This window comes from Lacinutrix neustonica, from assembly GCF_026625145.1.
Lineage (GTDB): Bacteria > Bacteroidota > Bacteroidia > Flavobacteriales > Flavobacteriaceae > Lacinutrix > Lacinutrix neustonica.
Genome location: NZ_CP113088.1, coordinates 1,007,011 through 1,030,496, shown reverse-complemented (window position 1 = coordinate 1,030,496; position 23,486 = coordinate 1,007,011). Strand labels below are relative to the sequence as shown.

Annotated in this window: 27 protein-coding genes and 3 pseudogenes; 29 read left to right on the top strand and 1 reads right to left on the bottom strand. The window is 37.9% G+C overall.

The window, feature by feature from the left end; translation table 11 throughout:
- Position 1: 1 nt before the first annotated feature.
- The 12 genes and pseudogenes from N7U66_RS05660 to N7U66_RS05605 all read left to right on the top strand — a co-directional run bounded on the left by N7U66_RS05660 (position 2) and on the right by N7U66_RS05605 (position 8,802).
- Positions 2-1,612, top strand: coding sequence for an ATP-binding protein (locus N7U66_RS05660; protein ID WP_267677687.1), 1,611 nt, complete (start codon positions 2-4; stop codon positions 1,610-1,612).
- Positions 1,605-1,886 (top strand): response regulator, encoded by a 282-nt coding sequence (locus N7U66_RS05655; protein ID WP_267677686.1) that lies wholly within the window; start codon positions 1,605-1,607, stop codon positions 1,884-1,886. The genes N7U66_RS05660 and N7U66_RS05655 overlap by 8 nt, the downstream gene beginning before the upstream one ends.
- A 22-nt stretch (positions 1,887-1,908) precedes the next feature.
- Positions 1,909-2,040 carry a hypothetical protein gene (locus N7U66_RS05650; RefSeq protein ID WP_267677685.1) on the top strand — a complete coding sequence of 44 codons (132 nt, stop codon included), beginning with the start codon at positions 1,909-1,911 and terminating at the stop codon, positions 2,038-2,040.
- A 482-nt stretch (positions 2,041-2,522) separates the two neighbouring features.
- Positions 2,523-2,708 (top strand): CsbD family protein, encoded by a 186-nt coding sequence (locus N7U66_RS05645; protein WP_267677684.1) that lies wholly within the window; start codon positions 2,523-2,525, stop codon positions 2,706-2,708.
- A 91-nt stretch (positions 2,709-2,799) separates the two neighbouring features.
- Complete coding sequence (locus tag N7U66_RS05640) at positions 2,800-2,976, top strand: Ig-like domain-containing protein (protein WP_267677683.1); 177 nt, start codon at positions 2,800-2,802, stop codon at positions 2,974-2,976.
- A 7-nt stretch (positions 2,977-2,983) separates the two neighbouring features.
- Positions 2,984-4,348: an Ig-like domain-containing protein gene (locus N7U66_RS05635; RefSeq protein WP_267677682.1), complete on the top strand. Its 1,365-nt coding sequence runs from the start codon at positions 2,984-2,986 to the stop codon at positions 4,346-4,348.
- Complete coding sequence (locus N7U66_RS05630; protein WP_267677681.1) at positions 4,341-4,508, top strand: ice-binding family protein; 168 nt, start codon at positions 4,341-4,343, stop codon at positions 4,506-4,508. The genes N7U66_RS05635 and N7U66_RS05630 overlap by 8 nt, the downstream gene beginning before the upstream one ends.
- A 31-nt stretch (positions 4,509-4,539) precedes the next feature.
- A complete protein-coding gene (locus N7U66_RS05625; protein WP_267677680.1) occupies positions 4,540-6,561 on the top strand; it encodes an OmpA family protein in 2,022 nt (673 codons plus the stop codon).
- 348 nt (positions 6,562-6,909) lie between these two features.
- Positions 6,910-7,062, top strand: a complete 153-nt coding sequence (locus N7U66_RS05620; RefSeq protein ID WP_267677679.1) for a lmo0937 family membrane protein — start codon at positions 6,910-6,912, stop codon at positions 7,060-7,062.
- A gap of 36 nt (positions 7,063-7,098) precedes the next feature.
- The gene (locus N7U66_RS05615) at positions 7,099-7,761 is read left to right on the top strand and encodes a hypothetical protein (protein WP_267677678.1); all 663 of its coding nucleotides are present in this window, start codon (positions 7,099-7,101) and stop codon (positions 7,759-7,761) included.
- A gap of 34 nt (positions 7,762-7,795) precedes the next feature.
- Positions 7,796-8,293 (top strand): annotated as a pseudogene (locus tag N7U66_RS05610) (hypothetical protein).
- A 158-nt stretch (positions 8,294-8,451) separates the two neighbouring features.
- On the top strand, positions 8,452-8,802 hold the full coding sequence (locus N7U66_RS05605) for a cupin domain-containing protein (protein ID WP_267677677.1): 351 nt from the start codon (positions 8,452-8,454) through the stop codon (positions 8,800-8,802).
- 29 nt (positions 8,803-8,831) lie between these two features.
- On the opposite strand, the pseudogene N7U66_RS05600 reads toward N7U66_RS05605, so the two are convergent.
- Positions 8,832-10,675, bottom strand: a pseudogene (locus tag N7U66_RS05600) (cystathionine beta-synthase).
- Between the two features lie 580 nt (positions 10,676-11,255).
- Here N7U66_RS05600 and N7U66_RS05595 point away from each other — a divergent pair.
- The 17 genes and pseudogenes from N7U66_RS05595 (at position 11,256) to N7U66_RS05515 (ending at position 23,391) form a co-directional block, all read left to right on the top strand.
- On the top strand, positions 11,256-11,855 hold the full coding sequence (locus N7U66_RS05595; protein WP_267677676.1) for a Crp/Fnr family transcriptional regulator: 600 nt from the start codon (positions 11,256-11,258) through the stop codon (positions 11,853-11,855).
- A 194-nt stretch (positions 11,856-12,049) separates the two neighbouring features.
- Positions 12,050-13,840, top strand: a complete 1,791-nt coding sequence (locus N7U66_RS05590) for an acyl-CoA dehydrogenase (protein ID WP_267677675.1) — start codon at positions 12,050-12,052, stop codon at positions 13,838-13,840.
- A 70-nt stretch (positions 13,841-13,910) separates the two neighbouring features.
- On the top strand, positions 13,911-14,684 hold the full coding sequence (locus tag N7U66_RS05585; protein WP_267677674.1) for a glucose 1-dehydrogenase: 774 nt from the start codon (positions 13,911-13,913) through the stop codon (positions 14,682-14,684).
- Positions 14,685-14,696: 12 nt separating this feature from the next.
- Positions 14,697-15,050 carry an acyl-CoA dehydrogenase family protein gene (locus N7U66_RS05580; protein WP_267677673.1) on the top strand — a complete coding sequence of 118 codons (354 nt, stop codon included), beginning with the start codon at positions 14,697-14,699 and terminating at the stop codon, positions 15,048-15,050.
- 27 nt (positions 15,051-15,077) lie between these two features.
- Complete coding sequence (locus N7U66_RS05575; RefSeq protein ID WP_267677672.1) at positions 15,078-15,923, top strand: acyl-CoA dehydrogenase family protein; 846 nt, start codon at positions 15,078-15,080, stop codon at positions 15,921-15,923.
- Positions 15,916-16,542 (top strand): phosphotransferase family protein, encoded by a 627-nt coding sequence (locus N7U66_RS05570; protein WP_267677671.1) that lies wholly within the window; start codon positions 15,916-15,918, stop codon positions 16,540-16,542. Before N7U66_RS05575 ends, N7U66_RS05570 begins: the two co-directional genes overlap by 8 nt.
- Positions 16,543-16,579: 37 nt before the next feature.
- On the top strand, positions 16,580-16,996 hold the full coding sequence (locus tag N7U66_RS05565; RefSeq protein ID WP_267677670.1) for a phosphotransferase: 417 nt from the start codon (positions 16,580-16,582) through the stop codon (positions 16,994-16,996).
- Positions 16,997-16,998: 2 nt separating this feature from the next.
- Entirely contained in the window at positions 16,999-17,397 is a 399-nt protein-coding gene (locus N7U66_RS05560; RefSeq protein ID WP_267677669.1) for a hypothetical protein, read from the top strand.
- Positions 17,398-17,416: 19 nt separating this feature from the next.
- Positions 17,417-17,680, top strand: coding sequence for an SDR family NAD(P)-dependent oxidoreductase (locus N7U66_RS05555; RefSeq protein WP_267677668.1), 264 nt, complete (start codon positions 17,417-17,419; stop codon positions 17,678-17,680).
- A complete protein-coding gene (locus tag N7U66_RS05550) occupies positions 17,673-18,173 on the top strand; it encodes an SDR family NAD(P)-dependent oxidoreductase (protein ID WP_267677667.1) in 501 nt (166 codons plus the stop codon). Before N7U66_RS05555 ends, N7U66_RS05550 begins: the two co-directional genes overlap by 8 nt.
- 24 nt (positions 18,174-18,197) lie before the next feature.
- Entirely contained in the window at positions 18,198-19,163 is a 966-nt protein-coding gene (locus N7U66_RS05545; protein ID WP_267677666.1) for an NADP-dependent oxidoreductase, read from the top strand.
- A 94-nt stretch (positions 19,164-19,257) separates the two neighbouring features.
- Positions 19,258-20,076, top strand: a complete 819-nt coding sequence (locus N7U66_RS05540) for an NADPH:quinone oxidoreductase family protein (RefSeq protein ID WP_267677665.1) — start codon at positions 19,258-19,260, stop codon at positions 20,074-20,076.
- Positions 20,063-20,236: a zinc-binding dehydrogenase gene (locus N7U66_RS22795; RefSeq protein ID WP_267677664.1), complete on the top strand. Its 174-nt coding sequence runs from the start codon at positions 20,063-20,065 to the stop codon at positions 20,234-20,236. Before N7U66_RS05540 ends, N7U66_RS22795 begins: the two co-directional genes overlap by 14 nt.
- A gap of 31 nt (positions 20,237-20,267) precedes the next feature.
- Positions 20,268-21,005: pseudogene (locus N7U66_RS05530) on the top strand (SDR family NAD(P)-dependent oxidoreductase).
- A 12-nt stretch (positions 21,006-21,017) separates the two neighbouring features.
- The gene (locus N7U66_RS05525) at positions 21,018-21,482 is read left to right on the top strand and encodes a MaoC family dehydratase (RefSeq protein ID WP_267677663.1); all 465 of its coding nucleotides are present in this window, start codon (positions 21,018-21,020) and stop codon (positions 21,480-21,482) included.
- Between the two features lie 84 nt (positions 21,483-21,566).
- Positions 21,567-22,841 (top strand): AMP-dependent synthetase/ligase, encoded by a 1,275-nt coding sequence (locus N7U66_RS05520; RefSeq protein ID WP_267677662.1) that lies wholly within the window; start codon positions 21,567-21,569, stop codon positions 22,839-22,841.
- Entirely contained in the window at positions 22,810-23,391 is a 582-nt protein-coding gene (locus N7U66_RS05515) for an AMP-binding protein (RefSeq protein ID WP_267677661.1), read from the top strand. Before N7U66_RS05520 ends, N7U66_RS05515 begins: the two co-directional genes overlap by 32 nt.
- Positions 23,392-23,486: the final 95 nt, after the last annotated feature.

Below are 23,486 nucleotides of genomic sequence, written 5' to 3'. Positions count from 1 at the left end.
CATGCTGTTTGCAGAAATGGCTACATTACTTGCTGAGGAAGCAAAAATAAAAGCTGAAAAAGCGACATTAATTGCTGAAGAAGCTATGAAAGCTAAACAGCAATTCTTGTCTAACATGAGTCATGAAATACGTACGCCAATGAATGCCATCATTGGTTTTACGAAAGTGGTTTTAAAAACAGACTTGACCGCGAAGCAAAAAGAGTATTTAAGAGCCATAAAAGTAAGTGGTGATGCATTAATAGTCCTTATTAATGACATTCTCGATTTGGCAAAAGTAGATGCTGGTAAAATGATGTTTGAACAAATACCATTTAAAATTTCCTCATCGCTACCAGCAATGCTTCATTTATTTGAACCTATAATTCAAGAAAAGAATTTGAAACTGGTTAAAATTTACGACGACAACATTCCTGAGGTCCTCGCTGGCGACCCGGTAAGACTACATCAAATCATTTTGAATTTAGTGAGTAATGCGGTAAAGTTTACCTCAAAAGGAAAAATTACAGTCAGTACTAAGTTACTAAATGAAGATGACCATAAAGTATCTGTAGAATTCTCAGTGAAAGATACTGGAATAGGAATATCAGACTCAAAAATAGAAACGATATTTGAAAACTTTCAACAAGCATCAAGCGGAACCTCCCGCTTGTATGGTGGAACAGGTTTGGGGCTTGCTATTGTAAAACAATTAGTGGAACTACAGGGTGGATCTATTCTTGTGACCAGTGAAATTAATGAAGGATCTACTTTTAGCTTTGTATTACCTTTTCAGAAAACAAAAGCAGATGCTGAGGTAGAAATGGAATTAATAGCCTACGATAAAGATGTCTCTAACATAAAAGTATTGGTTGTAGAAGATATACCACTCAATCAATTACTTATGAGAACACTGTTGGATGATTTTGGATTTGATTGTGATATTGCCGATAATGGAAAAATTGCTATTGATAAAATGCAAACCATACCGTATGATCTTATTTTAATGGACTTGCAGATGCCGGAAATGAATGGGTTTGAAGCCACCGATTATATTCGAAACACTATGAAAAGTGATATTCCCATTATCGCTTTAACAGCAGACGTGACTACAGTAGATTTGGATAAATGTACAGCGGTTGGGATGAATGACTATATAGCAAAGCCTGTTGATGAACGGCTATTATATAGTAAAATGTTAGGGTTTATAAAAAAAACACATGTGGTGAACGACGCTGAGGTAGATGAGCTTGTTAATCCAGTAAGCATAAAGTGTACTAATTTACACTATTTGAATACCCGTACTAAATCTAATAAGATATTGATGATAGAAATGATTTCTCTCTATCTAGAACAGACACCTCCTTTAATTATAGCAATGAAACAAGGGGTGTTAAATAAGGATTGGCCGTTGTTACAAGACGCTGTACATAAAATGATTCCTTCATTTTCCATAATGGGAATAAGTGTTCATTTCGAAAACATTGCAAAAAAAATTCAGGAATATGCCAGCGCCGGAGAGCAAACAGAAAACATCGAAGAGATGGTGTTTCAACTTGAAAATGTATGTACGCAAGCCTGTGAGGAATTAATGGTAGAATTGAACACTTTTAAAAATTTAAATAATGAATAGTAATAATAAAGTTAAACTTTTTCTAGTGGATGATGATGCCTTATTCTTAAAGTTATTAGAAATTGATTTTATGGAAAGTGCAGATTTTGAGATTGAAACCTTCTCTACAGGGGAACTTTGTATTTCAAATTTATCAAAAAATCCGGATGTAATTGTTTTAGACTACCACCTCGATGGCATTCAAAAAGGCGTGATGAACGGTTTAGAAACATTAGATCAAATAAAAGCATTAAATCCGAGAGATCCCAGTTATAGTATTATCTTCCCAAGATAAAATAGCAGTAGCCGTGGAATGCATGCATCATCAGGCAACAGATTATATTGTAAAAAGCGAAACGGCATTTATTCGGCTAAAAAAAGTGATAGCAGAAGTATTGCGTTATAATACCATGGAAAAGCAATTGAAATGGTATATGGAGCGCATGTAATAACTGTTTATTAAGTACCTTAAAAAGGTGTCACGTATGCTTAGAAATACCCCTAGATTACTTTCGCACTTCTTTTAAAGCACGGTAGCCTTAATTAATATGTCTCTTCATTAGAGTCTGTTACATTTTAGATCACTAATGCTTTTCTTACTTTCATGAATAGGACATGAGTTCAGGTCCATCCTTAATTTTATGTGGCATCATCATGAGCCTTCTATTTCTTATATAACTCTTTCCCTTAACAGGTTAACTCAATAAAGCCAATGACTCCAAAACCTAGGCTGAATGTTTAGAGTAATCCTGGACTGTTAATTAGGCTAAAAGACCTACAAAACCATACGTCCTTCCTTTTATTATTCGTACTCAAAGCGGTGGTGTTCGCATGTTAACGTGTGAATGATGTAACTAATTTAATAAGTTATACAACACTTCTTAGTGCTTATGAATCCACCTTTGTCCTGTAAATATAATTTCTATAGCGCATGGATACAACAGGTGTAAACGATACATGGAGCGCTCAAAAAAGCAAACTTAAATTAAAATTTGCTGCATTGACCGATTCTGATTTGTTATTTGAAACAGGAAAGAAAGAAGAGATGATTGCCAAACTTCAAATACGCCTTGGAAAAACGAAAGAAGAAATAGAAGCACTCTTAAAAACAATATAGGCTGTATTTTTTTAAGAGGTTTATAAATAAAAAAGTCGGAATAAACCGCTGTAAAAGCAGCACTAAAAACAAAAACTAAAACCCAATAAAAATGAAAATTAAAAATTTAATTTTACCCTTTGTAATACTATGTATTTCATTGTTTTCCGGATGTTCAGATGATGATTTTCAAGAAGTCATAGGGCTTTGCCCTGTTGTTACCTCAACAAATCCAGTGGATGGTGCTATTAATGTGCCTTTAGACCGAGACGATTACCGTTTTGTTTAACAAGGAGATGAATCCAACAACGCTTACCCAATCTTCATTTATTATAGAAGAAACAGGTTCAGTTATTATTGCAGGAAATGTTTCTCTTAATGGAGCAACGGCTTCGTTTAACCCAACAAATGCTTTATTAATTAACACGACCTATGTTGGTACTGTTAAAACAGTGGTAAAGGATATAGACGGTAATGCATTGCAAGAAGACTATGTTTTTACATTTAGCACAGGCTCAACAGTTACTCCAGTGGTTGCTTCAACAGATCCATTGGACTTAGCAACTAACGTATTCCTTAATAAAACAGTTGCTGCAAATTTTAATATGTTGATGAATCATACCAGCATTAATACAAACACGTTCCTTTTAAGACAAGGAACAACAGATGTTGCAGGTGAAGTGGCCTATATAAATCAAGTCGCGTGTTTTAATCCAACCAACAATTTGTTAGATAATACTGAATATACAGCTACAATTACTACAGGAGCAAGAAATGTGCAAGGAACTGCTTTAGTAAGTGACTATACGTGGACCTTTACAACAGGTACTGTTGCAGGACCTACAGTCATATCTACCGACCCTATAAATAATGCTTCAGGAGTTGCTCTTAATAAAGTTATCACTGCAGAGTTTAGTGAACCTATGGACAATACGACTATTAATAGTACCTCTTTTACTTTAAAAAATGGATCAACGGTAATAACTGGAACGCTATCTTATTACGGTACAACGCTTACCTTTATTCCAGCAAGTCCACTTTTAGAAGCAACGACCTATACAGGAACTATTACTACAGATGCTGAAAATACTAGTGGTGTTGCATTGGTAAATAATTATGTATGGAACTTTAATACGCTGTCAACTGGAGGAACGATGGTAGACCTTCAAAGTGTTGCGCGATTTGGAATTATTGCTGGTGTTGCGGTAAGCAATAATGCAGGATTTAGTGAAATTAGAAACATGGATGTAGGTATTTACCCAGGTGTAAGAAGCTCTTTAACTGGATTTCCTCCTGCAGTTGTAGTCAATGGCGCCATTTTTGCTTCAGATGACACCGCACCAGCAGGCGTACCTGCTATGCTATTGCAAGCTAAAGATGACTTGACTGCGGCATATTTATATGCTGAAGGGGCCTCTTCTCCAGCACCTGCTACCGTATCCGGAGACCAAGGCGGTACAACTTTAGCACCAGGAATCTATAAATCAACCTCTACACTTTTAATACAATCAGGTGATTTAACACTTGACGCACAAGGCGATCCTAATGCCACCTGGATTTTCCAAATCGCTTCAGACTTTACAACCGTGGGAGGCGCTGGAGGAGACGTCATTTTAGCAGGTGGAGCGAAAGCTAAAAATGTTTTCACGGCAAGTGGGTAGATCGGCGACCATAGGCGATTATACCGACTTTAAAGGAAATATATTAGCCTTAACTTCTATTACCATGAATGTCTATGCCACCGCAGAAGGTAGAATGTTAGCTAGAAACGGAGCTGTTATAATGACACATACCAATATTATTACTAAACCTATTGATTAACAAGCATCTAAATATTTCTCAATTTCAAATTATGAAAAATAAAATTAATTTAAAAAAGGGATCGCATTCAGCGTGGTCCCTTTCTCTAAAAAGCCTTTTTGTAAGTGCTTTAATAGTCATCGGAATCCAAGCCGTACAGGCACAAGAGGTGCAATATTCTGCACCTACCTGGTATTTTGGAATAGCTGCTGGCGCTAACATAAACTTTTACGAAGGCTCAACCAATCAGTTATCTACAGATTTTACACCTCCTACAACGTTCCATAAAGGAAACGGTTTTGGGTTATTTCTTGCACCTAGCATAGAGTTTTACAAACCCGATACTAGATTCGGATTTATTTTACAAGCAGGATTAGACAGTCGTAAAGGAAATTTCGATAAACAAGTAACCGATTGTAATTGTCCAGCAGACCTGACTACAGACCTTAGCTATATTACTGTAGAGCCTAGTTTGCGTTATGCACCATTTAAATCGAATTTATATTTCTACGGTGGGCCACGTATTGCTTTCATTCAAAATAAAGAATTTACATACCAACAAGGTGTAAATCCAAATTTCCCTAATCAAATGGCACCTGCAGACGTAGAAGGCGATTTTAGTGCTGTGGAGAAAACAATTATCTCTGCTCAAATTGGAGCAGGATATGATATCCCCTTGTCTTCTAATAGTGAAAAGACACAATTTACACTGTCTCCTTTTATAGCATTCCACCCGTATTTTGGGCAGAATCCACGGAGCATTGAAACTTGGAACTTAACAACTATTAGAGCAGGTGTTGTTCTTAAATTTGGTCAAGGTCAAAGAATGGATACTCCAGTACAAGTTGCCACTGTAGTAGTTCCTCCTAAAGTTGACTTTACCGTTGATGCGCCCTTAAATATTCCTGAAAAACGAAGTGTAAGAGAAATATTTCCATTGCGTAATTATGTGTATTTTGATTTGGGATCTACTGAAATTTCAAACCGTTATAAGTTACTTGACAAGGGTGAAGTAAAAGCCTTTAGTAGAGAACAACTGGAAACAGAACCACCATTAATTCAATCTGGGCGTTCAGCAAGACAAATGAATGTGTATTATAATGTGATTAATATTCTTGGTGATCGTATGGTTAAATACCCTTCAACTTCAATTAACTTGGTGGGGTCATCAAAGCAGGGGCGAGAAGATGCTGAAGCAATGGCAGGGTCTGTTAAGAGCTACTTAGTGGATGTATTTGGAATTAATGCGACAAGAATTAGTATTAAAGGTCAATTCAAACCGGAAAAACCGGAAGGAAATGGAGGTGTTCAAGCGGATATGGTTCTTCTACGTGAAGGCGATCGTCGCGTTTCTATTGAGAGCAATTCTTCAGAATTATTAATGGAATTCCAAAGTGGACCCAATACACCGCTTAAACCAATAGAAATCGTTGCTATTCAAGAAGCGCCTATTGACAGCTATGTAACCTTTAGTGCAAAGAGTGATGAAGTAAAGTTTAAGACTTGGTCATTAGAGATTTCAGATGCTGAGGGCGTTACACAAAAATTCGGACCTTATACAAGAGAAAGTGTTAGCATTTCCGGAAAATCAATTTTAGGCACGCGACCTGAAGGCACCTACAACGTGAAAATGATAGGACAAACTGAAAGTGGTGATATCATCGTAAAAGAAACGTCTACACATATGGTGTTGTGGACGCCATCTGAGATAGAAGAAGGCATAAGATACAGTATTATTTTTGAATTCGATCAGTCAACTGCACCGTCTATATATAAAGAGTATTTAAGTAATATTGTAAGCCCTAAGATTCCTGAAAACGGAACGGTTATTATTCATGGTCATACTGATATTATAGGAGAAAGAGATTATAATAAAAAATTATCTACCCAACGTGCTAATGAAGTGAAAGATATTCTTAAAAACAGCCTTTTAAAAGTAGGAAGAAATGATGTTACCTTTAAGATATTAGGATTAGGTGAGGCTGAAAATGTGTCTCCTTTTGAAAATAAATATCCAGAAGAAAGAGCTTATAACAGGACGGTAATTATTGATATAATTCCTAATAAAATTTAAGACATTTGCTTAATTATTTACCAAGGGAATAACATTTAACTAAAAGGATAGGGGTTCAATTTCTATCCTTTTTTTAATTTAAATAGTTCCCAATACAAGTTATTTTATTAGCCCATTAGCAGTCACTAGTGGTGATTAAAAAAACCTTTTATAGGTGTAGTTATAGGATGCCCTTATATAACTCATTCAATTAAACCTGTGATTTATGTAATAGTGTCCTATAATTATATAACGCAATGTAGCGTTAAATAATCACCTTTGTCTGTATAATTAGCTTTTTGGTTGTTAGGGGATAAAGCCTAACTTAAAATTGAATTATAGGATATTAACCATTAAAAAAAAGACAAAATGAGAAGTTTATTATACATTATTGCAGTCATCTTGATTATTGGCTGGGCATTAGGCTTTTTTGTCTACAGCGCAAGTGAATTAATACACGTTTTATTAGTTGTGGCTGTTATAGCGATACTATTAAGACTGATAGGCGGTAAAGGGATTTAGTAAGAATAAATAAAAATAACAAATAAAATAAAAACCATGAAAATAATAAAATTTACAATTGCATTATGCGGATTAGGCTTAATTTTTACATCATGTAATGATGATAAAAGACAAATAGCTGCAGAAAACGTAGAAGACTATTCGCACTATGTTGATTCAATAAGTAATTTAGAGCTAGCTAATGCGAGTTCGAATTGGGAAACTATTGAAAATGAGCATACTGCTTATAGGTTTACTGCAAATAAAAATGTAGATGAACTTAAAGAAAATGAAACATTAAAAAAGGACATAGAGGAATCAACATCATTATTTGAAGCCTACAAAACAGAGGTTATGGTTGATAGAGAACGTCAAGAGATTATCGCTTTAAAAAATAATTTGAGAATGTCTCTTTTGGGAAAAAATCACATGAATGATGACATGACGTTTGAGTGGATAAATAAAGACAATATCTTAAGTGTCTATCAAAATTTTGTGGATACGGCAGAGGCTAATAAAGATAATTATTCAAGAGAAGATTGGGATGAAATTAAGTTGTTATACGAGGCAATTGATACCGGAAAAAACACTGTTGAAAATGAAGGGTTAACAAGTGCTGATAACATGAAAATTGCAGGCTTAAAACTAAAGTTTGCACCTATGTACACCTTCAATAGAATGGGAGCAAAATCAGAAGAAAACGCGAAAGCAAAAGAATAACATATATTAAAAATAATTTAAACAATAAACGAACATGAAAAACACAATTATAACAGTCATACTGGTATTAGTAGCAAGTATTACAATGAATGCCCAAGAAATTTCTAAAAATGCATTAGGTCTTAGGTTAGGAGATAGTGGGGGCTTTGGAGGGGAAATCTCTTATCAAGCTCGTTTAAGTACTAGCCATAGACTAGAATTGGATTTAGGATGGAGAGACGGTAAAAATTTTGATGGCTTTAAGCTTACAGGTTTGCACCAATGGGTGATGCCAATAGAAAACCGCTTTAATTGGTACCTTGGTCTTGGTGGAGGTGTTGGATCATATGATTTTAATAATTATAATAATAACAATGATAATTATAAAGATACTTTTGTTTTTATCGCAGGAGATATAGGTGTTGAATACAATTTTGATATCCCTTTATTAATATCATTAGATTTTAGACCGTAACTTGGTTTTGGGGATTCCAATTACAATAATGATGGTTTAGATTTAGACATTGCTTTAGGTCTTAGATATCAGTTTTAAAGTTTCATTAAAGAGAAGAATAGAAAGAAAACTCTTTATAAAAAAGCCGACTTATAAGTCGGCTTTTTTCTTTCTTGGATGTCTGTATCGACAAGAGTTGTAAAGGATTTCAGGACACGGCCTCTTATGTTTAATTTTAAACGTATATGCTATAAGCTATGGAACATTATGAATTTGAAAATTTAATTGCTTTTAACATTAAAGATACTTTAGACTACGTTTCAAACTCAGTAAACATTAAACATATTCTAAACAAAAAGACAGGAAATATTATGGCAATGTCTCTAGATTATGGTAAGGTTTACCAGCCCACAGTAAGCTCTTTTTCTACATTCCTTCATGTTATCGAAGGTAAAGCAGAGGTAGTATTAAACAATTTGTCAAGTTACATGCAAAATGGTGATTCCATGATTATTCCAAGTCAAACGGTTTATACCATTGAAGCAAACCAAAGGTTTAAAATGCTTTTTATTGTTCTAGAAAGTGGTTGTGACGATTTAAAATCTTAAAAACAAATACAACTCCTGGTCCTTATTAATCAAAGTTCTTCAACAAATTTTAAAAATACTTTTTTATGAAGATCAAGATCCATGTTAGGAGAAAGTGATGCACGAACAATATAATCTTTGTCGCCTTCTTTAGTCGTCCCTTGAGTAGATGTTGCCGGTATCGTCCAATAACATCCTTTTAACTGTCCATAGCTCACACAAAACTTACTTTCATTTGGAATTTCGTTAATCATTAAATGGATTAACTTAAGATTCAACTGTCTTTTATATGCTTCTTTTTCTTCCTCCGTGTTCCCTTTAGTTGGGAGGTCTAAGGAAAATACAGACGGGGTAAAACCTTGTTTGGCCAATTCAGAGGAAACAAAATTTATTTTTGCTTCGGCAGCACTTCATTAATAAAACTTACAAACTCACGTGTGTTTTGATAAGCAGTACTAATTCTTTGGTTCATTGAAGGCAATTGTTTGGCTAATATTTCATATTGAAGTGCTGTCGCCTCATTATCGCAAAGTCCTAGATGCTTTTCAATTTTTTCAATTAAAGCATTTGTTTTTTGATTTCCTATGCAGTAGCCGGCTGTACATTGCCCTCCACTTGGGAATTTAGACCCACTAGCATATGAAATGGTGCGCACCGTTGATAAAATTTCACCTTCGCCTAAAAAATGGACGTTAGGACAAAACGTTTGGTCTAAAATAAAAACAGGATCTATGGCCGCTTCCCCAGTTGCCGTTTTACGCTCCTTACGCAGTACCTCTTTTAATTGTATTAGATTTGGTACTTCAACTCTAGGATTTGTTGGAATTTCAGCAATAATGTATGGGATCGCATCATCGTTTGCGATTTTATCTAAAACCGTATCGATACTTTGAACCATATCATTATCGCCATCCACAGGTAAATCAACCACTTCAACGTTGTCAAGACAGGCGGCAACACGTCTTGCTTGGTCATTGGTTCCGCCATAACAATTTGGAGGCACAACAAATTTAATAGCTTTGCCTTGATGTTTTTCTATGGCCTCATGAATGAGCCCCATCATAATAGCATATTGCATAGATAAGCCACTAGAAGCTACTAATGCCTTCGTGTTAGACCCCGTAATCTTATTAATTGAATTTAAAACATTTGATTTGTTTGCCTCTACAGGACTGTTTTGAGGTTCAACAGCAGATTGATTCACTAGTGATTTTAATGCAAGAAGAGCATTCGCTGGTGTCATAGCAATCGTTTCTCTTCTTCTCACGTGCTGAATGTCTGATACGTAACTTTCATTGTCTTGCCCGTTTATAATTAAAACACTTCCGAGCTGCGATTGCAGATTGATTAAAAAGTCGATACGTGGGTGAAGTACCATAGTATTTATATCATCGTGTTGTGATATGAAAACAGTACTCCCGTTGAACTGGGGAATATTAGCGGTGTTTTCCACCTTTTTCAATTCAAATTTATAACCATAAACTTGTTTTATTACTTCGGCATCAAAACAATCGGGTAGTTGACCTGTATAATTGATTTGGGTGTTCTTATTATCCAGTAAATTTTTTCTTAGAACGGCCAAAATGGGCACCGTCTTCGAAGAAAAACTGATGACATTTTTTGGTTCTAGCGCATGTAGCTTTGCAATACTCCATTCTAGAACACAAGATAGCGGGTGTCCTAATCGAATATAGTCATAAGCAGTGGGTAATTTAGCAAGTGCCGATGATTCAGAATTGTTATCCTTAAATAATAGTTCAAACTGGTCTAAGAATTGCGTTTTGGCCAATGCTTCATTATAAATATCCAGCCGATGGGTGGTGATGTTCAACCAGTCTATTGGCATATTCCCTGTTACTTCTTTGATGTATTTTAGTATTTTATTGTCCTGCATAATGCTCACTTTTAAATAGGGCGATAATATACATTAATTAGATTTGTTTTAAAAGTGTTAGAGGTGGTATTGTTGTCTCGAATATCCTAAAAAAAGTGGCGTTTTTTAAAATGGATTTTACTAGATATTGCTTGTCAATACTTTAAAGCACATTGATTGATGTAAAAAAAGATTTTTACTATTTTATGGGGTAAACAAGGCATTCTTAAAGTAATATTTGAAACATTGATACTATTTACTTGTAGGTCGCCCATGGTTCATCTCAGCAAAACAGCATTGTTGTCCACTAGTAATTTATTCTAACTCGAGTTTTAATGTGGATCGTGTAATCCCGAACTTTTATTTGTTTAATTTAGCATTTAAACAAAGTCGTATTTGTTATGTAAGTCACAGAATTAAATGTCAAAATTATAGTCCAAGAGCTTGGTTGGTTTCAAAATCTATTTTTACTTCAAAGTAATTTTTTTCGAGCAGTTCGTATCCCTTAAAGCAGTAATGAAAGACTATATGCCAATGACTATCTAGTATATAGACACCCGTACGACACTTTGATTCAAAAACACCAAATTAAAGATACCCTTTGAAAACTGTAGTCCATACAACCCCTCTTGAAAACCTAAAGGAAAAAATTTTATCCTACACTTTGGTGGATGATGAGGTATTGAAAGAACAATTGCAATCTTATCAAAAACTAAATCTAAAAAAAGGGGATACTTTAGTAATTCCAGGACAGTTGGTGCAACACTTCTATTATGTTGTGACTGGGTGTATTTATTATTATAAGTTGGATGAAGGCGCGCAAAACGTATTAGAATTTTATACCGACGATGTGTTTTTTACCGATCTACCTGCTTATGTAAAGGAAACACCTTCCAATTATTATCTCAAGGCTTCCGAGGACACGATAGTTTACGCCATAAAGAAAACGGATGCCGAAAACTCCTTTAAAAAGTCGCATCAGTTGGAGCGTTTTGGTCGGTTGTCTATGCAAGAAGCTTTTATAAAGAGCTTTACTAGGATAGAACGTCTTAATAGTCGTACGAATGAGGAGCGTTATTTACGTCTTTTAAAAAAACGTCCAGATCTGTTTCAGCGTGTTCCACAATACCTTATTGCTTCCTATTTAGGATTGACACCAGTAGGACTTTCTAAACTTAGGAAGCGTTTAGGAAAGAGTTAACGTCTTCAGCTATTTTAATTTGTATTAGAGTTATAGATACCTTGGGCTTTTTCTAAAGAAGCAGTCCTTATTATCTATAATAATCGATATTCCCACTTTTATTAAACCAGTTTAATGAGATTCCTAGGAATAAATCCTAACTTGAACTTCATAAATCAGTTAAATAAATTGTTATGGCCAATACGTATATAGAAATGGAAACCCTCAAATTTTTGTTGTTCAACGTTCACGATCTTAAAAGTGTACTGGAACAGGAACGGTTTGCGGAATATGATGAGGCATCTATTGCCATGATGCTTGACTCTGTTAAGGATTTTTCAGATAAAGAACTCTATCCTTATTTTCGGGAGATGGACGAAAATCCAGCACATTTTAAGGATGGAGAAATTATAGTGCATCCTCAAGTAAATAAATACATGAAAGCAGGTGGCGACATGGGGTTTATATCGGGACCATTCTCCTATGAATCCGGTGGCATGCAAATGCCTTCAATGGCAGTAAATGCCTCTGCCTTTATTCAGGAAGCAGCTAATAATCACTTACCTGGTTACATTGGTCTTACTGTAGGTGCGGCGGAATTGATTGCACATTTTGGAAATCAATTTCTTAAGGATACCTATGTGCCAAAAATGATATCGGGAGCTTGGGGAGGCACCATGTGTCTTACCGAACCACAGGCTGGTAGTTCGCTTTCAGATATTGTAACCACGGCCATTCCTGATGGAGATGCTTATAAAATAAACGGTCAAAAAATATTTATTTCTGGAGGAGATTATAAGGGCGCTGAGAATATTGTACATCTTGTTTTGGCGCGCATTAAAGGAGCGCCTGCAGGAACCAAGGGGATTTCACTTTTTGTCGTGCCAAAGCATCGCCTCGATGAAGGCGGTAATTTAGAAGATAACGACGTCACTACGGTTGGCGATTTTCAAAAAATGGGACAAAAAGGCTATTGTACCACACACCTGTTTTTTGGCGATAAAGAAGATTGTACCGGGTGGTTGGTTGGTGAACCCAACCAAGGCCTAAAATATATGTTCCTCATGATGAACGGTGCAAGAATCGCTGTGGGCCGTGGGGCGGCGGCAATTGCTACGGGAGCATATCATGCCTCGCTTAATTACGCCAAAGAAAGACCTCAGGGACGGGAGCTACAACAAACAGGTAAAAAGGATGCCTCCCAAGAACAAACCCTTATCATCAATCATCCTGATGTACGCAGAATGCTGCTTTTACAAAAAGTAATTACTGAAGGGGCTTTAAGCCTGGTATTTCTAACGTCGCGGTATCAAGACCTTTCGCAATCACTTCCGGATGCAGAAAGTAGAGCGAAATACAAATTGCTGCTGGAAATATTAACGCCGGTAGTGAAAACTTACCCTTCTGAAATGGGGATTACTTCGGTAAATAATGGGGTGCAAGTACTAGGAGGTTATGGTTTTTGTTCCGATTATATTTTACAGCAATATTTAAGAGACATTCGAATATCAGCTATTTATGAAGGCACCACAGGCATACAGTCTCAAGATCTTTTGGGAAGGAAGGTTACCATGGAAAACGGGAAAGCACTACAATTACTCTCTGAGGAAATTATGAATACTATCAAAGAAAGTATGGCGTACGAAGCGTTGAAACCCTTGGCAGAAAAATTAGGAAATAAACTGGAGCTAACCCAAGAAGTGCTAAAATCCCTTATGACTTATGCAGCAAAGGGTGATTACCAACGATTCTTGGCAGACGCCACGCCATTTATGGAATTTTTTAGTACCATTATCATGGCATGGCAATGGCTAGATATTGGTTGCGAAGCACAAAAAGCATTGCTTTCCGGAGACACTAATTTTAGTGCTGAATTCTACGAAAACAAGATTCATGCCATGCAGTTTTATTTTAAATACGAGCTCCCTAAAACCACAGGACTCGCAGAACTATTGATGGATAAACAGGCATTGACTTTAAATTCAGAGAAGCAGGTATTCGCTTGATTTAAAAGAAATTTATTTAACAACCAACAACCAACAACCAACAACCAACAACGAACAACCAACAACTAACATGAGTATAAAATCAAAATTTGACCTAACGGGAAAAGTAGCCATTATCACGGGTTCAAGCAAGGGTATCGGGCTTTCTATAGCCGGAGGGCTTGCTGAAAACGGGGCTAAAGTAGTCATAAGTAGTAGAAAGCAAGACGCTGTTGATGAGGTAGCGAAAGAATTTAAAGACGCTGGTTTGGAAGCCATAGGAATTGAATGTCATATTGGAGACGCTGCCCAAAGGCAACAACTCATAGCCAAAACGATGGAAGCCTATGGGCGAATAGACATTTTAGTTAACAACGCTGCTATAAATCCGTTTTACGGACCGTTGGAAGCTGCAGAGGAAGCCGTGTTTGATAAAATCATGAACGTGAATGTTAAGGCGCCTTGGGTGCTTTCTAATTTAGCGCAACCGCACATGAAAGCAAATGGCGGTGGGAGTATTATCAATATTGCATCGGTAGAAGGTATTCATCCCGGATTTCGATTAGGACTTTATAGTATGACGAAATCTGCTGTGATTATGCTTTCAAAAAACCAGGCAAAAGAGTGGGGCCGCTATGGTATTCGTTCTAATGTGGTCTGTCCTGGATTGATTAAAACAAAATTTAGCGAAAGTTTGTGGTCAGATGATAAATTGGTGGCGCAATACACCAGTATCGTGCCTTTAAAGAGAGTGGCCGAACCCGATGAAATGGCTGGAATTGTTATGTTATTGGCGTCCGATGCGGGATCTTATATGACAGGCGGCGTGTATACTGCAGATGGCGGATATTTAATTTCAGGTTAATATAAAAGAATTATGAATTTTGATTACAGCGATACATCGATAGCACTACAAGAAAAATTGAAGGAATTTATGGAAATTCATGTCCTCCCTATTGAAAAGGAGGTAGAATTATTTCATAAAAATCCTGAAAATAGTTGGAAGCGTTGGCCTGGTTTGGAAAGTTTAAAACAAAAGGCTAAAGATGCCGGACTCCGGAATGTGTTTTTACCCGGTTCTTATGGCGCACTTAGTGCTGGACTTTCGAATTTAGAATATGCTCCTTTGGCAGAAATCATGGGGCGTGTTTTATGGTCGTCCGAAATCTTTAACTGTAACGCTCCCGACACCGGAAATATGGAGGTGCTTGCTAAATATGGAACGCCGTAACAACAAGAAAAATGGTTGAAGCCTTTAATGAATGGAGACATACGTTCGGCTTTTTTAATGACGGAGCCTGAAGTTGCTTCTTCCGATGCCACTAACATTGAAACCGCTATAGTTTCCGACGGAAATGATTATGTCATCAACGGTCGAAAATGGTGGGCCTCCGGTGCTATGGATCCCAATTGTAAAATTGCCATCGTAATGGGTAAGACTGATTTTGATGCACCACGACATGTACAACAGAGTATGATTTTGGTACCCATGGATACCCCTGGCCTCAAGATTGAAAGAGGGTTGAGTGTTTTTGGATATACAGATTCGCCGGAAGGTCACGCTGAAATCATTTTAAATAATGTTCGCGTCCCTAAAACGAATTTACTCTTAGGTGAGGGTAGAGGTTTTGAAATCGCACAAGGTCGTTTAGGCCCTGGGCGTATTCATCATTGTATGCGGTTGATTGGTATGGCGCAACGTGCTTTAGAAATCATGTCGGAACGCACAGTACAAAGAAAGCCCTTTGGTAGAACCTTGGATACTTATAGCAGTGTACGACAGGATATCGCTCGTTCTGCTTGTGAGATACAACAGGCACGTTTGTTAGTGTTATCTGCCGCTTATAAAATGGATAAAGTGGGTAATAAAGAGGCAAAAGATTTAATTGCCATGATAAAAATAGTTACCCCTCAAATGGCTTTAAAAGTTATTGACAGAGCCATTCAAATTTTAGGAGGAAAGGGCGTTGGAAGCGATACCCCTTTGGCGCATTTCTTTGCCGCTGCAAGGGTGCTACGTTTGGCTGATGGACCTGATGAAGTTCATATGAGTCAACTGGGAAAAAGTACGATAAACAAGTATATACAAGCGTCTAATGTCTAACGAAAAAAACTTAAAAGAGGTACGGGAAGGAGAGGAGCTCAATCAGGGTAAGCTTAAGGAGTTTATGCTAAAACATTCCCTAATAGCGAAGGAGAATACAGAATTGACAGTGAAACAGTTCTCCAATGGGTATTCTAACCTAACCTATCTACTTCAAATGGAAAGCAAAGAATATGTCTTGAGGCGGCCTCCCTTTTCAGCTCCAAAACGCGGGCATGATATGGGACGTGAATTTAAGGTGTTACAGCATTTAAATCCTGTATACGATAAGAGCCCTAAAGTCTTTATATTTAATGAAGATCCCAAAATTATAGGTGCTCCATTTTATATTATGGAGAAGGTTGACGGAGAGATTTTAACAGCTAAATCTGCGCTTGACAAGCAAGTTTCTCCCGAAGAATTTAAAACCATCTCTGATACTTGGGTTGCTGCTTTTGTAGAATTTCACAATATAGACTATAAGGCTGCAGGGCTTTCCGATCTAGGAAGACCAGAAGGCTATGTGGAACGCCAGGTGCATAATTGGGGCAAGCAATATCCGGCCGCAGCAACCGATGAGGTACCAACAGCACAAAAGGTAATGACATGGATGAGCGAAAACCAACCCGAGAAAATATGATCACACCCTAATTCATAATGATTTTAAATATGATAATGTGGTTTTTAAAACGGATGGCTGGAAGGATATTTCAGCTGTTTTAGACTGGGAAATGTGTACGCTTGGAGATCCTATGATGGATTTGGGAACTTCATTGGGCTATTGGACAACGGCAGGTGATCCCGAGTTTATGAAACAGGGGCTGCCGTCTTCAACGATTATGAAAGGCAATCCTTCACGTACTGAAATTGTTCAGCAGTATGCTCTTAAAAGTGGTAGAAATATTGACAATCTCACCTTTTACTATGTTTACGGACTTTTTAAGATTGCGGTAATTGCTCAGCAGATTTATTACCGATATAAACAGGGCCATACCAGTGATCCCAAGTTTGCGCATTTGAATAAGGCTTCTGCATTATGTTGTAATACCGCTTGGCAGGCCATCCAAAAAAATCAAATAGATAATTTGTACTAACAATGGACGAGCAATACTTTTTGAATATGAACCCAGGGCAAGTATCAGACTTTGTAAAGAACACATCCGGAGCTCCCGTTGTTATGCTAAATATGGTAAAATACAAAACTTTCGTGCCTGAAACGGGAATGACAGGAAAGGAGTCTTACACGGAATATATGCGTCAAGCAACGCCTTTTTTTCTTAAGGCGAATGCGGAAATAGTGTTCTACGGTGCGCCCAAACACATATTAATAGGTCCGGAATCAGATCCCCTATGGGATGATGTACTCATCGTAAAGTACCATTCTGTTTCTGATTTTATGGCCATGATAAAGGCCGAAGGATATCCTTCAGAATTGAGGACGCAAGCATTAGCCGATTCACGATTAATTCATTGTGCACCTAATAAAAAAAAATAAATCAACCAAAAACGAAAAAATGAACTTTAAAGATAAAGTAGTAGTAATTACAGGTGCTGGTAGTGGCATTGGGGCAGCCACGGCAAAGCTTTTTGGAACGCATAAGGCCCATGTAGTGGTCTCTGATATCAATTTGGAAAATGCAGAAAAAGTAGCAATTGAAATCCGAGATGCTGGTGGTAAGGCCTCGGCATTAGCAACAGATGTGACTCAGTTCGAGCAGGTGGAGGAATTACTACAAACTGTTATTAAAAAACAGGGTCGTCTCGGACGTCATGGTTAACAATGCAGGAATAGGAGGTAAGCACCAAGCAAAGACAGCAGATCATTCCCTTGACGACTGGCATAATGTAATTGCGGTTAATCAAACAGGCGTATTCTATTGCATGAAATTGGCGCTAGAACAGATGCAGAAACAGGGCTATGGTAACATTGTGAATGTTGCTTCTTTAGCGGGTTTAAAAGCTTCAGGAAATAATTTGTCTTATTCCGCTAGTAAATTTGCAGTGGTGGGCATGACAAAATCGGCTGCTTTGGAGTATGGCAGAAAAAACATTCGAATCAATGCGGTGTGTCCAGGATTTACCCATTCGGCTTTGTTGGAACAATTGCTTTCCGTGAGTCCCGATATGGGTGATAAGCTAAAACGCTTTATACCTATGGGCAGGTTCGGGGAGGCGAACGAAATTGCTGAAGCTATTTGCTGGCTGGCCTCTGAAAATTCAAAATTTATCACGGGACAGACCATAACCTTAGACGGCGGAACTTCTTTATAATAATAAATAGATAATTAAAACAAGATGAATAAACAACAGATATTTAAAAAAAGACCAGTAGGAGCCGCAGATGCATCTACATGGTCCTTAGAAAAAAATCCTATTCCGGAACTAGAGGAAGGGCAAGTCTTAATAAAGAATCATTATATCTCTCTTGACCCAGCTATGCGTGGTTGGATGAATGAGGGGAAATCATATATAGCACCGGTAGAAATCGGGGCAGTCATGCGCGCAGGTTCAGTTGGCGAGGTCATAAAAGCAAAAAACCACCCGACATTCAAGGTTGGCGATTTCGTTTCAGGGCATGGCGGCGTGCAACAATATGTGGCGACAGATGGAAAAGGCTATTATAAAGTGGACCCAAATTTAGCGCCACTTCCCACTTATATTGGCACCTTGGGGATGCCAGGAATGACCGCTTATTTCGGAATTTTAGAAGTAGGTAAAATTAAAGAAGGAGATGTTGTCGTGGTTTCGGGAGCAGCTGGTGCCGTAGGCAGTATTGTTGGACAAATAGCCAAGATAAAAGGGTGTAAAGTCATTGGCATCGCAGGGGGTACGGATAAGTGTAAATATGTAGTCGACGATTTGGGCTTTGATGCGTGCATCGACTATAAAAACGAAGCGGTAAAGGAGCGATTAAAACAAGAATGCCCTAAAGGATTGGATGTTTATTTTGATAATGTTGGAGGCGAGATTTTGGATGCCGCTTTAGGAAGATTACGAATGCACGCAAGAGTCGTTATTTGTGGGGCGATTTCTCAGTATAATAACAAGGAAAATATGAGAGGGCCAGCCAATTATCTTTCATTATTGGTGAATAGAGCAACTATGCAGGGCATGGTTGTATTTGATTGGGCCGAACGCTATGGAGAAGCGGGTCAGCAAATGGGCAAATGGATGGCCGAAGGCAAGCTGAAAACACGTGAGGATGTTTATGATGGTATTGAGAACTTCCCGGAGACTTATAACCGATTGTTTTCTCGGTGATAAACTGGGTAAATTGGTATTGAAAGTTATAGAAGATTAATGTCTTGCTAAAGCGTGAAGATTATTTCAAAAACAAAAGAGCAAAATATAAAAAATGAAAGCAATACGATGTAATACTTACGGTCCACCGTCCAATTTGAAGTTGGAGGAAATAGCCTCCTTGCATGCAGGTCCAAAGGAAGTTTTGGTACAGGTAAAAGCCTGTGGATTAAATTTTCCGGATACACTAATCATTCAAGGCTTGTATCAATTTAAACCGGAGTTACCATTTACTCCGGGAAGCGATATAGCTGGTGTCGTCAAGGAAGTGGGCGATGGTGTGACTCATTTAAAGGTTGGCGATGCCGTTTTTGGTTTTGTAGCACATGGTGGCTTAGCTGAAGAAGTTATTGTGCCAGGAAACGCTTGCTTTCCTAAACCACCCCAAATGGAGTATCCAGTAGCGGCCTCTTTTATGATGGCTTATGGCACTTCTTATCATGCATTAAAAGATAGGGCCAAGCTAATGAAAGGGGAAACACTTTTAGTTTTAGGAGCCTCGGGAGGGGTTGGTTTGGCCGCTGTTGAATTGGGCAAATTAATGGGGGCGAAGGTTATTGCGGCGGCGTCTAATCAAGAAAAGCTAGACCTCTGTAAGGCGTATGGCGCAGATGAACTAATAAACTATACCAAACAAGATTTGAAAGCCATTTTAAAAACGCTAACAGAAGGTAAAGGGGTAGATGTCGTTTATGATCCTGTTGGGAGCGATTTTTCTGAGCAGGCACTAAGAGGTATCGCATGGAACGGTCGCTTTTTAGTGGTAGGCTTTGCAGCAGGTACGATTCCTAAAATTCCGTTAAACCTTCCTTTACTTAAAGGCGCTTCGATTGTTGGCGTTTTCTCGGGGTGGTTTCGCAATGAAATATCCTAAAGAGAATATGGCCAATACCATGACCCTAATGCAATGGCATGCCGAAGGAAAGCTAAAACCACACATTCATAAAATAGTGTCCTTAGAAGCTACTGAAGTAGCTTTAGACGAAATGATGCATCGCAAGGTAAAAGGAAAAATGGTTGTTCAGATTTCATAAATAACAAGCAATAACACTAAAAACAAAAGACATGAGATTAAAAGATAAAATAGCAATCGTTACCGGAGGTTCTCGGGGCATTGGAAAGGCTATTTCCGAACTCTTCGCTAAAGAAGGTGCTACCGTTATTATCATGGATCTACTGCCTCAAGGCGAAGCAGTCGCTAAGGATATATTGGCGTCAGGGGGAACCGCAGAATTTCATAAGGTTTCAGTAACCGACAAATCGGCTGTAGAAAATCTTTTTAAACAGGTGAATTCTAAATACGGGAAAATTGATATCCTAATTAATAATGCAGGGATTACACGGGACCGTACCTTAGAAAAGATGAGTGAGGATGAATTTGACGCGGTCATCGAGGTGAACTTAAAAGGGGTGTTTATTTGTACACAAGCGGTAGCTCCTTATATGAAGTCGAATAACTACGGAAGAATTGTTAGTGCGGCTTCCAATGTGGGTTTGCGTGGTAATTTTGGGCAAACCAATTATGCAGCAACCAAAGCAGGGGTCATCGCCATGTCTAAAACGTGGACGATGGAACTGGGTAAATATGGAATAACTGCCAATGCTATAGCTCCTGGCTTTACAATGACCGATATGGTTGACAATATTCCGTAAGTACAGTTAGAGGCCATTAAGGCCAGTATCCCTTTAAAAACGGCTGCACACCCCATAGATATCGCCTATGGTTATTTATATCTAGCCTCTGACGAGGCACGCTTTGTCTCAGGAATTTGTTTAACCATTGATGGGGGGACTTCACGATAAACAAGAGATAAAATGACTAAACTGGTTTTTAAAGACTTAAAGGAATTTAGTACCTGCGAAGGGAAAGCACTTCCACCTGGAGAATGGGTTACCATAACACAGGAAATGATAAATGATTTCGCCAAAGCGACATTGGATTTTCAATGGATACATGTAGATGTGGAAAAGGCAAGGCAACAGTCTCCATTTAAAAAGCCAGTGGCACATGGCTTTATGTCTGTATCCCTATTGTCCAAAATGTTGGGAGACCTTCCGGAGGTTAAATCGGTAAAAATGGGGGTGAATTATGGCTTGAATAATGTTCGTTTTCCAAATGCCGTCTTGGTAGATAGTAAGTTGCGACTGAACGGGAAAGTGACTGCTATTGAGACCTATGCTGAAAACGGTGTTAAAGTCACCTGTCACTGTTCAGTGGAAATTGAAGGCGCTGATAAACCAGCTTGTGTAGCAGAATTTATTAGTCTTATGTTTGAATGACCTTTATTCTAATATTTTAGCGCCCCTTATTAATTAGAACCCTTTATTTTGTATATTCAAGGGTTGTCAAAATAAACCAAACCAATGACCAGACTTTTCGATTTATTAGACCATCAATTAAAAAATAATCCATTAGAAGCTTCCATTAGTGGAAGAAATTCAACTGGGCAATGGGAATCGTATAGTACCCAAAAACTAATGGATACTGCCGAAAAAGCGGCAGCAGGATTATTAAAACTAGGACTTGTTCCCGGCGATAAGGTCGCCATTGTTGCCTATAAAAATAGGCCGGAATGGATTGTAATGGACTATGCTATACAAATAGCAGGAATGATTAGTATTCCATTGTATCCTACAATTAGCGTTTCGGAATATGAATACATTTTGAATGAAGCTGAGGTAAAAGCCGTCTTCTGTGGCGGATTGGATTTGTATGCGAAACTATCGGAAACTCAAAAAGCAGTCGCTACACTAAAACACATTTACACCTTTGATGCGGTAAGTGGAAACCCTTTTTGGGAATCAATTTTTGACACTCAAGGCATTTCAAGTTTAGAACAGATCAAATCCAATATAAAAGGAGATGATTTAGTAACCATTATATATACATCAGGAACTACAGGAAACCCCAAAGGTGTTATGCTAAGCCATGCTAATATTATGCATGTTGTTAAAGCAACCGCAGCATTATTAATAGCTAAACCCAATGAGAAAGTGCTAAGTTTTCTTCCGATTTGCCACGTTTATGAACGCGCCGTGTCTTTTTGTTATTGCTATAAGGGCGTTTCAGTATTTTTCTGTGGAACAGACAATCTTAGTGGACCCGATGGAGATTTGCTAGCAGTTCGACCTGTGGTTTTCACTACAGTGCCGCGATTATTGGAAAAGATTTATGAAGCTATTTACAACAAAGGTTTGGCTCCGGAAGGAACTAAGCGTAAACTATTTTTTTGGGCTTTGGATTTAACCGATGATTACGAGCTAGACCAGCAGTTGTCTTTTGTTGAAAAGCTAAAGTGGAAACTGGCCGATACATTAATTTTTAGTAAATGGCGGGCTGCTTTAGGCGGTAATATAAGGCAAATTATTACTGGTGCCGCTCCGTGTCCAGTTAAGATATTACGTGTTTTTTGTGCGGCAGGTATTCCTATTAGAGAAGCCTACGGATTAACGGAGACCTCACCGACGTTAACAGGGAACAGCTTGGAGCCAAATGGTACCATTATAGGAACCGTTGGGTATGCCATTGAAGGTGTTTCCTTATTTATTGATACAAAATCCGGCGAGTATAAAGAAGATGAAGGTGAAATTTTGGCTCACGGCCCCAATGTCATGCTCGGGTATTACAAAAAACCGTGATAAAAATGACGAGGTATTCCAGATCATTGATGGGAAAAAATGGTTTCGTACAGGCGATATAGGAAAACTAATTAAAGGACCCGATGGCAGGGCGTTTCTTAAGATTACAGATAGGAAGAAAGAGTTATTGAAAACCTCAGGGGGAAAGTACGTCGCTCCTGCACCCATTGAAAACCGTATTAAGGAAGACTTTTTGGTTGAACAATTGATGGTTATAGGGGATAATCAAAAGTTTGTTTCCGCTTTAATTTTACCTTCAGAAGCAGCGCTAAAAAGTTGGTGTCTCCATAAGAAAATGGCGTGGACCAATTTGGAGGAAATGATACAAAATAAAAAGGTAATCCGTAAATATCAGAAAGTCATTGATAGCTACAACCCGGAATTTGGTCATATAGAACAAATAAAGAAATTTAAACTAATAGCCACGCCTTGGCTGCCCATTCATGAAGATGGGGCATTAGCAGAACTCACGCCTACTCTAAAACTAAAAAGGAGAGTTATACGAGAAAAATACAGTTCGGAAATCTTGGCTATTTACGAGGGGGAGTAAAAGTTGTTTGTGAATGGACATGATTTGTTTTCTCGGTTAATCAAATAATTGGGCGAAAATGGAGCGAAGCATAGGGTGGTCTAAATGATTTTCCG

Excerpts from the sequence above, each read along its gene's own strand:
- N7U66_RS05650 (WP_267677685.1), top strand. The coding sequence starts at position 1,909 with ATGCATCATCAGGCAACAGATTATATTGTAAAAAGCGAAACGGCATTT.
- N7U66_RS05625 (WP_267677680.1), top strand. The coding sequence starts at position 4,540 with ATGAAAAATAAAATTAATTTAAAAAAGGGATCGCATTCAGCGTGGTCC.
- N7U66_RS05525 (WP_267677663.1), top strand. The coding sequence starts at position 21,018 with ATGACTAAACTGGTTTTTAAAGACTTAAAGGAATTTAGTACCTGCGAA.
- N7U66_RS22795 (WP_267677664.1), top strand. The coding sequence starts at position 20,063 with ATGAAATATCCTAAAGAGAATATGGCCAATACCATGACCCTAATGCAA.
- N7U66_RS05645 (WP_267677684.1), top strand. The coding sequence starts at position 2,523 with ATGGATACAACAGGTGTAAACGATACATGGAGCGCTCAAAAAAGCAAA.
- N7U66_RS05570 (WP_267677671.1), top strand. The coding sequence starts at position 15,916 with ATGTCTAACGAAAAAAACTTAAAAGAGGTACGGGAAGGAGAGGAGCTC.
- N7U66_RS05550 (WP_267677667.1), top strand. The coding sequence starts at position 17,673 with ATGGTTAACAATGCAGGAATAGGAGGTAAGCACCAAGCAAAGACAGCA.
- N7U66_RS05515 (WP_267677661.1), top strand. The coding sequence starts at position 22,810 with ATGTCATGCTCGGGTATTACAAAAAACCGTGATAAAAATGACGAGGTA.
- N7U66_RS05620 (WP_267677679.1), top strand. The coding sequence starts at position 6,910 with ATGAGAAGTTTATTATACATTATTGCAGTCATCTTGATTATTGGCTGG.
- N7U66_RS05585 (WP_267677674.1), top strand. The coding sequence starts at position 13,911 with ATGAGTATAAAATCAAAATTTGACCTAACGGGAAAAGTAGCCATTATC.
- N7U66_RS05605 (WP_267677677.1), top strand. The coding sequence starts at position 8,452 with ATGGAACATTATGAATTTGAAAATTTAATTGCTTTTAACATTAAAGAT.
- N7U66_RS05580 (WP_267677673.1), top strand. The coding sequence starts at position 14,697 with ATGAATTTTGATTACAGCGATACATCGATAGCACTACAAGAAAAATTG.
- N7U66_RS05660 (WP_267677687.1), top strand. The coding sequence starts at position 2 with ATGCTGTTTGCAGAAATGGCTACATTACTTGCTGAGGAAGCAAAAATA.
- N7U66_RS05555 (WP_267677668.1), top strand. The coding sequence starts at position 17,417 with ATGAACTTTAAAGATAAAGTAGTAGTAATTACAGGTGCTGGTAGTGGC.
- N7U66_RS05640 (WP_267677683.1), top strand. The coding sequence starts at position 2,800 with ATGAAAATTAAAAATTTAATTTTACCCTTTGTAATACTATGTATTTCA.
- N7U66_RS05655 (WP_267677686.1), top strand. The coding sequence starts at position 1,605 with ATGAATAGTAATAATAAAGTTAAACTTTTTCTAGTGGATGATGATGCC.
- N7U66_RS05575 (WP_267677672.1), top strand. The coding sequence starts at position 15,078 with ATGAATGGAGACATACGTTCGGCTTTTTTAATGACGGAGCCTGAAGTT.
- N7U66_RS05590 (WP_267677675.1), top strand. The coding sequence starts at position 12,050 with ATGGAAACCCTCAAATTTTTGTTGTTCAACGTTCACGATCTTAAAAGT.
- N7U66_RS05615 (WP_267677678.1), top strand. The coding sequence starts at position 7,099 with ATGAAAATAATAAAATTTACAATTGCATTATGCGGATTAGGCTTAATT.
- N7U66_RS05545 (WP_267677666.1), top strand. The coding sequence starts at position 18,198 with ATGAATAAACAACAGATATTTAAAAAAAGACCAGTAGGAGCCGCAGAT.
- N7U66_RS05540 (WP_267677665.1), top strand. The coding sequence starts at position 19,258 with ATGAAAGCAATACGATGTAATACTTACGGTCCACCGTCCAATTTGAAG.
- N7U66_RS05560 (WP_267677669.1), top strand. The coding sequence starts at position 16,999 with ATGGACGAGCAATACTTTTTGAATATGAACCCAGGGCAAGTATCAGAC.
- N7U66_RS05520 (WP_267677662.1), top strand. The coding sequence starts at position 21,567 with ATGACCAGACTTTTCGATTTATTAGACCATCAATTAAAAAATAATCCA.
- N7U66_RS05635 (WP_267677682.1), top strand. The coding sequence starts at position 2,984 with ATGAATCCAACAACGCTTACCCAATCTTCATTTATTATAGAAGAAACA.